The sequence below is a fragment of the Vibrio chemaguriensis genome (assembly GCF_012275705.1).
GTDB classification, from domain to species: domain Bacteria; phylum Pseudomonadota; class Gammaproteobacteria; order Enterobacterales; family Vibrionaceae; genus Vibrio; species Vibrio diabolicus.
This window is the reverse complement of record NZ_SHOE01000011.1, coordinates 63,907-78,050: the sequence shown is the minus strand read 5'-3', so window position 1 is coordinate 78,050 and position 14,144 is coordinate 63,907. Positions and strand designations below refer to the sequence as shown.

The 14,144-nt window shown below is 46.1% G+C and carries 12 protein-coding genes and 9 tRNA genes; 2 read left to right on the top strand and 19 right to left on the bottom strand.

Annotated features, from left to right (window positions below):
* Nucleotides 1-9: 9 nt before the first annotated feature.
* From rlmH to leuS, 5 genes are all read right to left on the bottom strand, one after another.
* Entirely contained in the window at nt 10-480 is a 471-nt protein-coding gene (gene rlmH, locus EX191_RS12295) for a 23S rRNA (pseudouridine(1915)-N(3))-methyltransferase RlmH (protein WP_017821762.1), read from the bottom strand.
* 4 nt (nt 481-484) lie between these two features.
* The gene (gene rsfS / locus EX191_RS12290; RefSeq protein WP_005373015.1) at nt 485-802 is read right to left on the bottom strand and encodes a ribosome silencing factor; all 318 of its coding nucleotides are present in this window, start codon (nt 800-802) and stop codon (nt 485-487) included.
* An 88-nt stretch (nt 803-890) separates the two neighbouring features.
* A complete protein-coding gene (gene holA / locus EX191_RS12285; protein WP_193447831.1) occupies nt 891-1,910 on the bottom strand; it encodes a DNA polymerase III subunit delta in 1,020 nt (339 codons plus the stop codon).
* A 5-nt stretch (nt 1,911-1,915) separates the two neighbouring features.
* Nucleotides 1,916-2,455: an LPS-assembly lipoprotein LptE gene (locus EX191_RS12280; protein WP_005373019.1), complete on the bottom strand. Its 540-nt coding sequence runs from the start codon at nt 2,453-2,455 to the stop codon at nt 1,916-1,918.
* A gap of 152 nt (nt 2,456-2,607) precedes the next feature.
* Nucleotides 2,608-5,181, bottom strand: a complete 2,574-nt coding sequence (gene leuS / locus EX191_RS12275) for a leucine--tRNA ligase (RefSeq protein ID WP_005391313.1) — start codon at nt 5,179-5,181, stop codon at nt 2,608-2,610.
* A gap of 153 nt (nt 5,182-5,334) precedes the next feature.
* Here leuS and EX191_RS12270 point away from each other — a divergent pair, with 153 nt between their 5' ends.
* Nucleotides 5,335-5,805 (top strand): zinc ribbon-containing protein, encoded by a 471-nt coding sequence (locus EX191_RS12270; protein WP_005373024.1) that lies wholly within the window; start codon nt 5,335-5,337, stop codon nt 5,803-5,805.
* An 84-nt stretch (nt 5,806-5,889) separates the two neighbouring features.
* Here the strand turns inward: EX191_RS12270 and lnt are convergent, their stop codons facing one another.
* The 5 genes from lnt to miaB all read right to left on the bottom strand — a co-directional run bounded on the left by lnt (nt 5,890) and on the right by miaB (nt 11,508).
* Nucleotides 5,890-7,407, bottom strand: coding sequence for an apolipoprotein N-acyltransferase (gene lnt, locus EX191_RS12265; protein ID WP_193447830.1), 1,518 nt, complete (start codon nt 7,405-7,407; stop codon nt 5,890-5,892).
* A 33-nt stretch (nt 7,408-7,440) separates the two neighbouring features.
* A complete protein-coding gene (gene corC / locus EX191_RS12260) occupies nt 7,441-8,340 on the bottom strand; it encodes a CNNM family magnesium/cobalt transport protein CorC (RefSeq protein ID WP_005384118.1) in 900 nt (299 codons plus the stop codon).
* Between the two features lie 105 nt (nt 8,341-8,445).
* Nucleotides 8,446-8,910, bottom strand: a complete 465-nt coding sequence (gene ybeY, locus EX191_RS12255; protein WP_005391311.1) for an rRNA maturation RNase YbeY — start codon at nt 8,908-8,910, stop codon at nt 8,446-8,448.
* A gap of 2 nt (nt 8,911-8,912) precedes the next feature.
* A complete protein-coding gene (locus EX191_RS12250; protein WP_005373033.1) occupies nt 8,913-10,010 on the bottom strand; it encodes a PhoH family protein in 1,098 nt (365 codons plus the stop codon).
* 73 nt (nt 10,011-10,083) lie between these two features.
* On the bottom strand, nt 10,084-11,508 hold the full coding sequence (gene miaB / locus EX191_RS12245; RefSeq protein ID WP_005391310.1) for a tRNA (N6-isopentenyl adenosine(37)-C2)-methylthiotransferase MiaB: 1,425 nt from the start codon (nt 11,506-11,508) through the stop codon (nt 10,084-10,086).
* A gap of 257 nt (nt 11,509-11,765) precedes the next feature.
* On the opposite strand from miaB, the gene EX191_RS12240 reads away from it, so the two are divergent.
* Nucleotides 11,766-12,944 (top strand): 2-octaprenyl-3-methyl-6-methoxy-1,4-benzoquinol hydroxylase, encoded by a 1,179-nt coding sequence (locus tag EX191_RS12240; protein WP_193447829.1) that lies wholly within the window; start codon nt 11,766-11,768, stop codon nt 12,942-12,944.
* A gap of 134 nt (nt 12,945-13,078) precedes the next feature.
* Here the strand turns inward: EX191_RS12240 and EX191_RS12235 are convergent.
* From EX191_RS12235 to EX191_RS12195, 9 genes are all read right to left on the bottom strand, one after another.
* Nucleotides 13,079-13,163 (bottom strand) — tRNA-Leu (locus tag EX191_RS12235).
* A 53-nt stretch (nt 13,164-13,216) separates the two neighbouring features.
* Nucleotides 13,217-13,291: transfer RNA gene (locus tag EX191_RS12230), tRNA-Gln, on the bottom strand.
* 50 nt (nt 13,292-13,341) lie between these two features.
* Nucleotides 13,342-13,426 (bottom strand) — tRNA-Leu (locus tag EX191_RS12225).
* Between the two features lie 29 nt (nt 13,427-13,455).
* A tRNA-Leu gene (locus tag EX191_RS12220) sits at nt 13,456-13,540 on the bottom strand.
* Nucleotides 13,541-13,586: 46 nt separating this feature from the next.
* Nucleotides 13,587-13,663, bottom strand: a tRNA-Met gene (locus tag EX191_RS12215).
* Between the two features lie 22 nt (nt 13,664-13,685).
* Nucleotides 13,686-13,770: transfer RNA gene (locus EX191_RS12210), tRNA-Leu, on the bottom strand.
* 53 nt (nt 13,771-13,823) lie between these two features.
* A tRNA-Gln gene (locus EX191_RS12205) sits at nt 13,824-13,898 on the bottom strand.
* 30 nt (nt 13,899-13,928) lie between these two features.
* Nucleotides 13,929-14,013: transfer RNA gene (locus tag EX191_RS12200), tRNA-Leu, on the bottom strand.
* A 54-nt stretch (nt 14,014-14,067) separates the two neighbouring features.
* Nucleotides 14,068-14,144 (bottom strand) — tRNA-Met (locus EX191_RS12195).

Sequence of the window (14,144 nt, the reverse complement as noted above, 5' to 3'; positions counted from 1 at the left end):
AAACAACGATTATTCGCGGTGGTAAGGATGGTTCGCGGTGATGCTCCACGCTCGATACAAGCTTTCTGCCATTACGATACGCACTAAAGGGTGGGGTAGCGTTAAGGCAGACAATGACCAGCTTTGGTCTGCTGCAGCTTTGCATGCGGGAGCGAGTCCTTCAGGACCGCCGATTAAGATTGATACATCACGGCCATCTAATTTCCAAGCTTCTAACTGCTCAGCGAGTTGAGGAGTATCCCATTTTTTACCTGGGATATCTAACGTGACGATACGGTTGCCTTTTGGTACCGCAGCGAGCATCGCTTCCCCTTCTTTTTGCAGGATGCGAGCGATATCGGCATTTTTTCCACGTTTGCCAGCAGAGATTTCAATCAACTCCAATGGCATATCATGTGGGAAACGGCGACGATATTCTTGAAAGCCTTCCTCAACCCATTTTGGCATTTTTGTGCCAACAGCAATTAGTTGAATTTTCAAAAGATTAACCCCAGAGTTTTTCTAGCTGGTAGAGTTCGCGGTGCTCTTCTTGCATCACGTGAAGCATGGCGTCGCCCATATCTAGGACTACCCATTCACCTTCGTTTTCACCTTCCATTCCTAGTGGCTCAAGACCGGCTTTTTTCACTTCTGTTGCAACGTGGTCAGCGATGGATGAAACGTGGCGTTTGGATGTGCCAGTACAGATGATCATGTAATCTGTCACGCTTGATTTATCTTCCACATTTAGGACGATAATGTCTTCCGCTTTCATGTCGTCGGCTTTATCAGCTAAAAAGTCTTTCAGTTCTTCGCGAAGCACTCGGTTTTCCTCGGTTTGTCTCTTATCTCTACAGTGTTTTACATTCTTGCTTGCAAAACAGGTCGCGCACTATATCACGCTTTGATTTTTAAATTGCCAGCTTAATATCAGGAGAGCAGGTTTCTAAGCTCAACTGATGAATAGTTGGCCATACAGACTCGTCATATTGAGTTTTGGCTTTTATCTCTGCTTGAGCCAACAAGGAGAGCAATGCACAAATACGACTCGCCGATAAGCGGGTCAGTGCTGCGTTATAGAGTGGACGCTTGTTTTGCCAAACTCGATATTTCTCAAATACCTGGTTCATTCCCATTTGAGTTAAGTCTTGATGCATATTTAAAAGTTGGCTCAACTCTTTTTGTACACTTCGAATCAAGATCACGGTCTCGACCCCTTCCGCCTCAAGTTGGCGAAGAATGCGTTGTGCACGGTTTGCTTTACCTGCCAGTAAGGCGTCGATCCAGTTAAACGTAGTGAAGTGATTATGGCGACTTAGGGCTTCCTCTAAACGTATGATAGTCAGCTCACCATCCGGGTAGAGTAGGGCCAATTTCTCTAAGCTTTGTGACAATGCAAATAGGTTACCTTCATGCCATTGAGCCAACATTTGCAGTGATTGTTGATCGGGCTTTAGTCCCAACGTGCGGCAACGTGCCTGAATGAACATAGGTAAGCGTTGTAGATCTGGCGACAAACAGCTTACCCAGTCGCCTTTTGAGCTTAATGCTTTGAACCATTTCGCATTTTCTTGGGCTTTGGTCAGTTTACTACCAACAATGACGAGCATGATGTCATCATGCAGCATATCACACAGTGTTTGCAGCTCTTTGCTGACGGCGGTTGTCACGCCACTTTCTGGAATTTCAAGCTCGATCAATTGACGGTTTGAGAACAGGCTCATCGCTTGGAAGCAATCGTAAACTTGATTCCAGTCGATGCTTGCGTCTACCGCAAAACGGTGTTTTTCCTCAAAACCTTGTTGAAACGCTGCCTTTTGGATTGCTTGGCGGCTCTCTTGAATCAGTAACGGCTCATTCCCAAAGATTAGGTAAACTTGTTTAATGTGTTTAGTTAAATGATCCGTTAATTTATCGGCATAAATTCGCATAGTGATTAAGAGTTTGTGTTCGCTGGCTCAGAGATTTGTCCTGCTTCATATTCGGCACGAATACGGCCCAACTGGCGCATCATCTGTTTTGCAGCTTGCAAGCGCATCTCGTCTTCAATTACGTCACGTTCAACAGATTTTGCAAGTGCCGTCAACGGGTTGTCTAGGTAGTTGCGGTTTACTGTTGTCGTAAAGTTTTTAGAGCCATAGCCAGGAATCGTCACACGGTATTTTACTACGTATGTCAGCTCTTTTTCTGCTGCACGGCTATTTTGATACAGAGACAGTGTACGCTCATCGATAGTCGCTTCCGTCAAATGAAGGTTGGGTACCGTCGATGATGGTTGAACAAGTTCAACTTTGTTCAGTTCGAGTTGAGAGCGAACATAGCGAGTTAATTCACTGTATTCATCGTAGCTGGAGAAAGACATAGTGTGCAGCTCTTCCGGTACGGAATACTCGCCGCGAAGGTGAAAACCACAGGCAGAAAGAAGCCCCGCTAATACCAATACCACTGGTAGTTTAATCAAAGAGAAAAAGCGCATTGATTGTATTCATCCTAAATTGAAGGGGTTATTTACCTTAAACCACTCATGTGAATGGTTTGAGGTAAATAAACAGGGTAGCGAACTACCCTGTTTAATGACTCTTGGTTAACAAATAAGTTCGCTAAACAGAGACAAATTGCAAGCTGTGATTAGTTTGCAACGATGTTCAGCAGTTTACCTGGAACGTAAATGACTTTACGAATAGTCAGGCCATCAGTGAACTTAACCACGTTTTCGTCGTTTAGACCAAGCTGTTCGATATCGTCTTTAGAGATATCCGCTGGGACTGTTAGCTTCGCACGTAGCTTACCGTTAACTTGAACAACGATAGTTTTTTCGTCTTCAACTAGCGCTTTTTCGTCAAACGTCGGCCATGCCGCGTTATCAATGTCTGTTTCACCTAGTGCTGCCCATAGCTCGTATGAGATATGCGGAGTGATAGGGTAAAGCATGACAACAATAGCTTTCAGTGCTTCGTCAAGGATTGCACGATCTTGCGCAGATTCTTGAGGCGCTTTCGCTAGTTTGTTCATCAGCTCCATGATCGCTGCGATCGCGGTGTTGAATGTTTGACGACGAGCGATATCGTCCGTCACTTTCGCGATAGTTTTGTGAACGTCACGGCGAAGTGCTTTTTGATCACCAGAAAGCGCTGCGGTATCTACTGCTTCTGCTGCGCCTTTCGCTGTGTGCTCTTTCACTAGTTTCCAAACACGTTTCAGGAAGCGATTCGCACCTTCTACGCCAGACTCTTGCCATTCAAGTGTCATGTCCGCTGGAGACGCGAACATCATGAATAGACGTACTGTGTCAGCGCCGTACTTGTCTACCATTTCTTGAGGGTCGATACCGTTGTTCTTAGACTTAGACATCTTGATCATGCCTGAGTGCGTTACATCGCGACCTTCAGTGTCTTTAGCAGAAGTAATGCGGCCTTTACCATCACGTTCAACGGCTACGTCTGTTGGAGCTACCCACTCTTTACCGCCTTTCTCGTTCTCGAAGTAGAACGCGTCTGCCAGTACCATGCCTTGACACAGTAGCTGCTTGAACGGTTCGTCAGACGTTACGTAGCCCGCGTCACGTAGCAACTTGTGGAAGAAGCGAGAGTACAGTAGGTGCATACAAGCGTGCTCGATACCGCCGATGTACTGGTCTACTGGTAGCCAGTAGTTTGCTTTTTCTGGATCTAGGATGTCGTCTGCTTGCGGTGAACAGTAACGCGCGTAGTACCAAGAAGATTCCATGAACGTATCGAACGTATCTGTCTCACGTAGAGCAGGTTCGCCGTTGAATGTGGTCTTCGCCCATTCTTTATCTGCTTTGATTGGGCTGGTTACGCCGTCCATTACCACGTCTTCTGGAAGAATCACTGGTAGTTGGTCAGCAGGTACTGGGTGAACTTCACCGTCTTCAGTCGTTACCATTGGGATTGGTGCGCCCCAGTAACGTTGACGAGATACACCCCAGTCGCGTAGACGGAAGTTTACAGTCTTAGTGCCTTTGCCTTCTGCTTCTAGCTTCGCTGCAATTGCATCGAACGCCGCTTGGAATTCTAGGCCGTCGAATTCACCTGAATCGAACAGTACGCCTTTCTCAGTGTATGCTGCTTCAGAGATGTCTAGCTCGCTGCCATCAGCAGGCTTGATAACTGGCACGATGTCTAGACCGTACTTCGTTGCGAACTCGTAGTCACGTTGGTCGTGTGCAGGTACTGCCATTACCGCGCCTGTACCGTAGTCCATCAGTACGAAGTTTGCTACGTAAACAGGAACTTCACGGCCGTTCAATGGATGAATGGCAGTAAGGCCAGTAGCCATACCTTTCTTCTCCATTGTCGCTAGCTCAGCTTCTGCAACCTTGTTGTTCTTACATTCGTCGATAAACGCTGCAAGCTCTGGATTGTTCTCTGCAGCAAGAGCTGCAAGAGGGTGGCCGGCTGCGATGCCCACGTAAGTCACACCCATTAGCGTATCTGGACGTGTTGTGTAAACTTCTAGGTCTTGTTGACCCTTAACTTCAAACTTCAGCTCAACGCCTTCAGAGCGGCCAATCCAGTTGCGCTGCATGGTTTTCACCATTTCAGGCCAACCTTCAAGCTTGTCTAGGTCGTCTAGTAGCTCTTGAGCGTACTCAGTGATTTTGATGAACCATTGAGGGATTTCTTTTTGCTCTACAGGCGTATCACAACGCCAGCAACAACCGTCTTCAACCTGCTCGTTTGCAAGAACAGTTTGGTCGTTAGGACACCAGTTAACAGAAGAAGTCTTCTTGTAAACTAAACCTTTCTCGTAAAGCTTAGTGAAGAACTCTTGCTCCCAGCGGTAGTACTCCGGTGTACAAGTTGCGAATTCACGGTTCCAATCGTAACCAAAGCCTAGAAGCTTAAGTTGGTTCTTCATGTATTCGATGTTTTCGTAAGTCCAAGGTGCTGGCGCAGTTTTGTTTTTTACTGCTGCGTTTTCTGCTGGTAGACCGAATGCGTCCCAACCGATTGGTTGCATCACGTTTTTGCCTTGTAGGCGTTGGAAACGAGATACTACATCACCGATAGTGTAGTTGCGCACGTGACCCATGTGCAGTCGACCACTTGGGTATGGGAACATGGATAGACAGTAGAATTTTTCTTTATTTGGGTCTTCACTTACAACAAAGGTTTTGTTGTCATCCCAGTGCTTTTGAACTTTTTGTTCAATATCTTGTGGGTTGTATTGTTCTTGCATCGATGGTATCCGTTATCTTGGAATTTGTGAGTTCGGTTAGAACAGACTTAAATAGATCGTCATAGAATACCTAAAGCTAGGGATCACAACAATAGCCAATCTGTACCCATGCGCCCTTAAGTGACGCAGGTAGGAGAAAGATGGAGGTCAGTTATGCCTAAACGTAAAACAGGTTATGAGGAAATGCTCGAGGATGTGATTGAAACCTTGAAGCACAGTCCGGAAGAAGTTAACAAAGCGATTGAGACGTCGGGCAAAGTGGTGGATGCTGCTAATGACTTGACCAAAGATGAATTGGCTTTAATCAAAGCGTACCTTAAAGCAGACTTAAAAGAGTTTTCAGAGAGTTACGAGGACAGTAAAAGCGGCCCGTTTTACTTAACGATTGCGGATTCGATATGGCAAGGGCTGTTAGAGATTACAGACCGAACTAAAGTTGAGTGGGTTGAGTTGTTCGATGACTTAGAGCATCAAGGGCTATATGAAGCAGGAGAGGTGATAGGCTTAGGCACTTTGGTCTGTGATGAGTGTGGTCACAAGACAACGTATAACCACCCAACTGTAATCATTCCGTGTATTAAATGTGGTCACAAAGGCTTTACTCGCCAGTCATTAAAGCCATAAATGGCGCGTAACGACTGTATAATGCAATGAATAAAAAAGAGGCTTGGTCGCCTCTTTTTTGTCTTTTCTACTTTCAAGCTGTTATCAGCTCTGTTTTCTTCTTAAACCGAAAGCCAGCGCTAAACTTAATCCCACCCAAATATACAATGGCCAAGTACCTACGATTCGATATGGCGTTTTCCCATTGGTTGGGGTGAGCTCTGCGCGTAGCACTGCAGTTTCAAACTGCGGTACTTGCTCAACGATTTTTCCCTTGTGATCGGTTACCGCTGTTAATCCGTTGTTAGTCGAGCGGATGAGCGGTTTACCTAATTCTAAGGCACGCATACGGGCGATCTCCATATGCTGAAGAGGGCCGATAGAGTGACCAAACCATGCGTCGTTTGATAACGTTAGAATGAAGTCCGTTTCGTCAGTCACATTTTGACGCACTTGTTCATTAAAGATGATCTCATAGCAAAGCGCTGGTGCCATGTGCATGCCATTCGCAACGATGTTGGGCTGCACAAAAGCTCCCCGGCTAAACGACGACATCGGCAAGTTAAAGAATGGCGCTAATGGGCGCAAAATATCTTCAAATGGAACAAACTCACCAAACGGTAACAAGTGATGCTTATGGTAGCGTTCGCTCAAGTCGAAACTGTAGTCACCGTATGGTGTGATGCCAAGGGATAGGATACTGTTGTAGAACTGTCGATCTTCAGCTTGGTTGACGACACCAGTGATGATTGCGCTGTTATTCATTTTTGCTGCGCTGTCGATATTGCTCAAAAATGAAGGCACTTCAATTTCAAAAGCAGGAATTGCAGCTTCTGGCCAGACGATAATATCAGCGTCCCAGTTTTCACGAGTGAGATCGGCGTATTTCATGATGGTTGGCCAACGTTGGCTTGGCAGCCACTTAAGGTTTTGGTCAACGTTACCTTGAATCAGCGCGAGCTTAGTCGTGTCTTCTGGTCGAGGTGTTACCCAATCGTAGTTTCGAATCCCAAAGCCTGTGCTGAGTAATACCGCAGGAATAATCACCATCAGCCACTGTTTATGAACCCAAGCATAGGCTAATGCCCCCGCACTAATAAGGATAAACAGAGTGAGCAGTTCCACGCCACCGATAGGCGCAAAGCTTGCTAGTGGAGCATCAATCTGGCTGTAGCCTAGCCATAGCCACGGGAAGCCGGTCATCACCCAACCACGCAACCAATCGCTGATTAGCCATAAAGCGGGCGCAGCGAGAAGCGCTTTTGTGAGCGTAAATTGAGGAAAGAGTTTGTTGTTGAGCCAAGCAAATAAGCCGGAATAAACAGCCAAGTAGGCGACAAGCAAGCCCATTAAAAATAAATTAGCAATCAGTGGCATGCCACCAAAGCCGGAGATACTGACGTACACCCAGCTAACGCCAGTTGCAAATTGACCTAACCCCCAAGCATAGCCAATCCACAGTGCGCGTTTCGGTGTTTGGTTAGCAAGAAGAATCAGTAGAATAGCTGGGCTAAGAATGGCAACAGGCCACAACTGGTAAGGTGCAAAAGCGAGCGTAGTAGAGGCGCCAACAAAAGCGGCCACTAAGGGCCGCTTGAGGCGATGAAAGAGTTCATTCATCATTATAATTTTCTGAGATTCCCAATGGGTATCGCGTTACTCTTGAGTGGCTTCAACCAGGGTTTCTTCGTCTGGGATCGTCACTTGGAGTTGAATGACACGACGGTTATCGGCAGCGGTGACTTTGAAGTTGTAACCTTCAATTTCAACCAGTTCACCACGAGAAGGTAAGTGACCAAAGGCAGTCATGACCATGCCACCAACGGTATCTACTTCCTCATCGCTGAAGTTAGTTCCAAATGTCTCATTAAACTCTTCGATGGTTGTCAGCGCTCTGACAGCAAACGTATGCTTGCTAAGCTTACGAATGTCTGTCTCTTCGCTTTCATCGAATTCATCTTCGATATCCCCGACGATTTCTTCAAGGATATCTTCAATGGTCACAAGACCAGAAACACCACCGAATTCATCGACAACAATGGCCATATGATAACGTTCTTCACGGAACTCTTTCAGCAGTCGATCAACGCGTTTACTTTCCGGTACCACAACGGCTGGTCGAATAACTTCTTCGATATCAAATGGATTACTGCCTGAGCCTAAGTATTTAAGTAAGTCCTTCGCAAGAAGAATGCCTTCCACATGGTCTTTATCTTCGCTGATCACAGGGTAGCGAGAGTGTTGAGCATCGGTAATCAAGGCAACCAAGGTATCAAGGTCGTGAGTACGCTCAACCGTAACCATTTGCGAACGCGGGATCATAATGTCACGCACGCGCATTTCGGAGATTTCCATAACACCTTCAAGCATATCGCGGGTGTCATGGTCAATCAGGTCATTGACTTCAGAGTCACGGATAACATCCACAAGCTCTTGGCGATCTTTTGGTTCGCCCTGAAATAATTGACCTAGACGTTCAAAGAAGGACTTTCTACTCGGACCTTCTGCCTTTTCTTTCTTATCTTCGTTAGAAGAGGGAGAATTATCTTCGTTCATTGTTTCTCAATTAAGTAACGCTATCAGAAGTGTGATAGCACACATAGAGAGGCGAACACGAGAATCATTTTGGTGGTTCGCCTTTCCCTGCTGAATAGCCAATGGCTACTCTTTTTCAGCAATGTAAGGGTCTTCATAGCCCATACCTTGCATGATTTCGGTTTCGAGGGACTCCATCTCTTCGGCTTCGTCATCCTCAATATGATCATAACCTAGCAGATGCAAGCTGCCATGTACAACCATATGCGCCCAATGTGCTAACAGAGGCTTGTTCTGTTCAATTGCCTCTTTTTCAACGACTTGGCGGCAAATAATTAAGTCGCCAAGTAAATCTATTTCCATACCTGGAGGGGCTTCAAATGGAAAAGACAACACATTGGTCGGTTTATCTTTACCACGATACTCATGGTTAAGCGTGTGACTTTCTTGTTCATCCACAATGCGAATGGTGACTTCGGCTTGTGGCTGGAAGAGAGGAATCGTCTTATCTAGCCACAATTGGAAATCTTGCTGCGAAGGCAGCCCTTCTTCATTTTCGACTGCCAGTTGCAGATCAAGTTCAATCGCCATGATTATTCCTTAGTGGAAGCAACTTGTGCATTCAGTTCGGCTTTCGCTGCTTCTAATAACTTCGCATCGCGTTCTTCACGACGACGCTTCTCGAACTCTTTACGCTCTTTCTGGTCTTGTGCTTCCCACTTCTCATACGCGTTAACGATACGAGCAACCACTGGGTGACGTACAACGTCGTCTGCTAAAAAGAAGTTAAAGCTGATGTCGTCGACTTCGCTTAGTACTTCAATAGCATGACGAAGACCCGATTTTGCACCACGAGGTAAGTCGATTTGCGTGACGTCACCAGTGATAACTGCGCGAGAGTTAAAACCAATACGCGTTAGGAACATCTTCATCTGCTCAACCGTGGTGTTCTGACTCTCATCAAGAATGATGAAAGCGTCGTTTAGAGTACGACCACGCATGTAAGCAAGAGGGGCTACCTCAATCACGTTACGTTCAATCAGCTTCTCTACGCGCTCAAAGCCCAACATTTCAAATAGGGCATCGTATAGCGGACGTAGGTATGGGTCGACTTTCTGGCTTAAGTCACCAGGTAGGAAGCCCAGTTTCTCACCGGCTTCAACCGCAGGGCGCGTCAATAGAATACGACGGATCTCTTGGCGCTCTAGTGCGTCAACTGCTGCTGCAACAGCAAGATAAGTTTTACCTGTACCAGCTGGGCCAATACCAAAAGAAATATCATGCGTGACCATATTAACCAAGTACTGAGCTTGGTTTGGCGTACGTGGTTTGATCACGCCTTTCTTGGTTTTGACGAAGACTTCTTTACCATGCTCGATATTAGACTCAGTATTCTGCTCAAGAACACCAGACTCTTTAATCGCTAAATGGATCTGTTCAGGCTCAATGTCTGGGATCTCACCTCGTACAGGTGCGGTATCAACATACAGAGTTTTCAGGATATCCAGCGCAGCTGATGCGGTATGAGGTTTACCGACAATTGTAAAATGGTCACTACGGTGGTTAATTTCAACGCCTAGACGACGTTCTAAATGCTTGATGTTGTCATCGAATGGACCGCACAGGCTAGCAAGTCGGCGGTTGTCGGAAGGTTCTAGGTTAATTTCTAGAGTTACGATTTTATTACTCAATGTTGCCTCTCATTTTTTGCCACTTAATGAGAGCCTGATAACGACCAGGCTCTCCATGGCTATTTATACGAGCTTATGGCGTAAAAGTAGCTACACCCAGCTCATCTTCGCGACGTGTTTTCGCCATCATCTGCGTTGGGGAAATCACACTACGAAGATCCATGTCTTTTTCAGTACGTACTAGCTCACCACGCAGTGAGTTCGCAAATACGTCTACGATCTTCACATCAACGAACTGACCAATTAGGTCTGCACTACCTTCAAAGTTTACTACACGGTTGTTTTCTGTACGAGCGCGCAGTTCCATTAGGTTTTTCTTCGAAGGACCTTCAACTAGAACACGTTGTTCTGTGCCAAGCATTAAGCGAGAGTAACGCATCGCTTGAGCATTGATAGTTTGCTGTAGTTCGTAAAGGCGCTCTTTCTTCACTTGTTCTGATACATCACAAGGGTAATCCGCTGCTGGCGTACCTGGACGTGGAGAGAAGATGAAGCTGAAGCTCATGTCAAAGTCTACATCTTTGATTAGCTTCATTGTGTCTTGGAAGTCTTTGTCTGTCTCACCAGGGAAACCAACAATAAAGTCTGAACTGATTTGAATATCAGGACGAGCTTTACGCAGTTTACGGATGATCGACTTGTACTCGATAGCGGTGTGAGGGCGTTTCATCATAGTTAGGATACGGTCACTACCACTTTGCACAGGTAAGTGCAGGAAGCTCACAAGCTCAGGCGTATCTTCGTAAACCGCGATGATGTCGTCAGTGAATTCTAGCGGGTGGCTCGTTGTGAAACGAATACGGTCGATACCATCGATAGACGCAACCAAACGAAGCAGTTCTGCAAATGAACAGATTTCACCGTCGTGTGTTGGACCGCGGTACGCGTTTACGTTTTGACCCAGTAGGTTTACTTCACGTACGCCTTGTTCAGCAAGCTGTGCGATTTCGAACAGCACGTCATCCATTGGACGGCTTACTTCTTCACCACGAGTGTACGGTACGACACAGTAAGTACAGTACTTCGAGCAGCCTTCCATAATAGAAACGAATGCTGTCGCGCCTTCCGCACGAGGCTCTGGTAGGCGGTCGAACTTTTCGATCTCTGGGAACGAAATGTCCATAACTGGTGCGTCATCCGACTGAGATTGTTTGATCATCTCAGGTAGGCGGTGCAGAGTTTGTGGGCCAAAAATAACGTCGACGTATGGTGCACGTTCACGAATATGGTCACCTTCTTGCGTTGCTACACAACCACCTACACCGATAACTACGCCAGGTTTTTTATCTTTTAGTGTTTTCCAGCGGCCAAGCTGGTGGAAAACTTTCTCTTGCGCTTTTTCACGGATCGAACAGGTGTTAAGTAGAAGTACGTCTGCTTCCTCTGGCTCTTCCGTCAGCTCGTAGCCGTTTGCAGCATTAAGCAGGTCGGCCATTTTTGATGAATCGTATTCGTTCATCTGGCAGCCCCAGGTTTTAATTAGCAGTTTCTTACTCATCTCACTTTCGCTCGTTCAGTTGTACTTAAATTGGAGAGCTATTGCTCAAATTATAGCCGCCATCACGGCGGTAAGCGGCGTATTGTACTGCTTTAAAAAGCACCTGACTAGTGATCTGGCTAATTCTCTGCAAAGCCTGATGAAATCTAGTTTTTCGCCCTATGCAGAACAAGGTTTTTTGTTAAACAATTTTGTAAAAATAGCCATGGAAAGTACAATAAAAAACGCCAATTAATCAGCACGATGAAGAGTAAAAAATGAACAAGTATGACATCGCCGTGATCGGTGGCGGTATGGTTGGGGCAGCCGTCGCTGTTGGATTTGCCAAGCAGGGCAGAAGCGTTGTCTTGGTTGAAGGTGCAAAACCCAAAGCTTTTGATGCCGCTCAGGCGATGGATATTCGCGTATCTGCGATTTCGCACCAGTCGGTGGAGTTACTTGATTCACTCGGCGCATGGTCAGAAATTAAAAGTATGCGAGTTTGCCCTTATCGGCGTTTAGAAACTTGGGAGCACCCGGAGTGCCGTACTCGTTTTCACTCTGATGAACTGTCATTGGAGCAGCTCGGTTATATCGTTGAAAACCGCCTAATCCAATTAGGTCTTTGGCAAGTCTTCTCTCAGTATGACAATCTAACCGTGATGTGTCCCGAGCGATTAAAAGACATTGAGTTTGCAGATGTAAACCTTGTGACACTAGAAAGTGGGGCGCAGTTTGAAGCTAACTGGGTAATTGGTGCTGATGGTGCAAACTCTAAAGTTCGTCAATTGGCTGGAATTGGTGTGACTGCGTGGGATTACCGACAACACTGCATGTTGATTAACGTGAAAACAGAATTGCCACAGCAAGATATCACTTGGCAACAATTTACTCCTTCAGGCCCGCGTTCATTTTTACCTTTGTGCTCTTTGACTAATGAAGACGGTCAAGAAATAGGCCAAGGTTCGTTGGTTTGGTATGACTCGCCAAAACGCATTAAACAACTGTGTGCGATGGGTAAACCTCAACTGAGGGAAGAAATCTTACGTCATTTCCCTGCTGAATTGGGCGATATTGAAGTTTTACAGTTTGGCTCATTTCCACTCACTCGTCGTCATGCGCAAAGCTACTCAAGCAAAAATTGCGTATTAGTGGGTGACTCTGCTCATACGATCAATCCGCTTGCAGGGCAAGGGGTAAACTTAGGCTTCAAAGATGTAGACGTTCTCCTTTCGGTAACAGAACACAAAGAACAGCTGGAAGATGCCTTACTCGCGAAATACGAACGTGCACGTCGACCTGACAACTTACTCATGCAGACTGGCATGGACTTTTTCTATAAAGGTTTTAGCAACGACCTTGGGCCATTGAAGTTTGTACGTAATGCTGCATTGAAGCTTGCTGAAAACTCAGGGCCAATTAAGGCTCAAGTACTGAAATACGCGTTAGGTATGTAGTAAGCTACTCAAATCACAGATAGAAAAAAAGCGAGCCATGAGCTCGCTTTTTTAATTCGGCAAATCTAATGATTTCCCGAGTCCAGAACCAAAAAAGAAAAAACCCAGCAAAGTCATGCTGGGTTTTCCGATAATGGTGCGGAAGGAGAGACTTGAACTCTCACACCTTGCGGCGCCAGAACCTAAATCTGGTGCGTCTACCAATTCCGCCACTTCCGCAACTTAATCTGTAGATATCAAGATAATTGGTAAAATCTCAATATCGTTGTGTATGGCAGGGCTACCTGGATTCGAACCAGGGAATGGCGGCATCAAAAGCCGCTGCCTTACCGCTTGGCGATAGCCCTACAGCTTAAATAGTCAAAGACTACTTAACCTCTCTTATCGAGAGAAAGAATGGTGCGGAAGGAGAGACTTGAACTCTCACACCTTACGGCGCCAGAACCTAAATCTGGTGCGTCTACCAATTCCGCCACTTCCGCGTATTCTGATAGTGTAGATTAATTTAAGATGGTGCGGAAGGAGAGACTTGAACTCTCACACCTTGCGGCGCCAGAACCTAAATCTGGTGCGTCTACCAATTCCGCCACTTCCGCATCTTAAATCTACGTGACTGATAGCTTATGCTAGCAATCCAATCAATGGTGGCTACGACGGGATTCGAACCTGTGACCCCATCATTATGAGTGATGTGCTCTAACCAGCTGAGCTACGTAGCCATTTTAAACTTTTGATCAATAATGGTGCGGAAGGAGAGACTTGAACTCTCACACCTTGCGGCGCCAGAACCTAAATCTGGTGCGTCTACCAATTCCGCCACTTCCGCAACTTGATCTGTAGATATCAAGATAATTGGTAAAATCTCAATATCATTGTATGTGGCAGGGCTACCTGGATTCGAACCAGGGAATGGCGGCATCAAAAGCCGCTGCCTTACCGCTTGGCGATAGCCCTACATTGCTCTAATACAAGAGACTTTAATAATGGTGCGGAAGGAGAGACTTGAACTCTCACACCTTGCGGCGCCAGAACCTAAATCTGGTGCGTCTACCAATTCCGCCACTTCCGCAACTTATTCTGTAGTTATCAAGGTAATTGGTAAAAACCTAAATAACGTTGTTCATGGTGGCTACGACGGGATTCGAACCTGTGACCCCATCATTATGAGTGATGTGCTCTAACCAGCTGAGCTACGTAGCC

Coding starts and splice junctions, on each gene's coding strand:
- lnt (WP_193447830.1), bottom strand. CDS start 7,407: ATGATGAATGAACTCTTTCATCGCCTCAAGCGGCCCTTAGTGGCCGCT.
- corC (WP_005384118.1), bottom strand. CDS start 8,340: ATGAACGAAGATAATTCTCCCTCTTCTAACGAAGATAAGAAAGAAAAG.
- ybeY (WP_005391311.1), bottom strand. CDS start 8,910: ATGGCGATTGAACTTGATCTGCAACTGGCAGTCGAAAATGAAGAAGGG.
- miaB (WP_005391310.1), bottom strand. CDS start 11,508: ATGAGTAAGAAACTGCTAATTAAAACCTGGGGCTGCCAGATGAACGAA.
- holA (WP_193447831.1), bottom strand. CDS start 1,910: ATGCGAATTTATGCCGATAAATTAACGGATCATTTAACTAAACACATT.
- EX191_RS12240 (WP_193447829.1), top strand. CDS start 11,766: ATGAACAAGTATGACATCGCCGTGATCGGTGGCGGTATGGTTGGGGCA.
- EX191_RS12270 (WP_005373024.1), top strand. CDS start 5,335: ATGCCTAAACGTAAAACAGGTTATGAGGAAATGCTCGAGGATGTGATT.
- EX191_RS12280 (WP_005373019.1), bottom strand. CDS start 2,455: ATGCGCTTTTTCTCTTTGATTAAACTACCAGTGGTATTGGTATTAGCG.
- leuS (WP_005391313.1), bottom strand. CDS start 5,181: ATGCAAGAACAATACAACCCACAAGATATTGAACAAAAAGTTCAAAAG.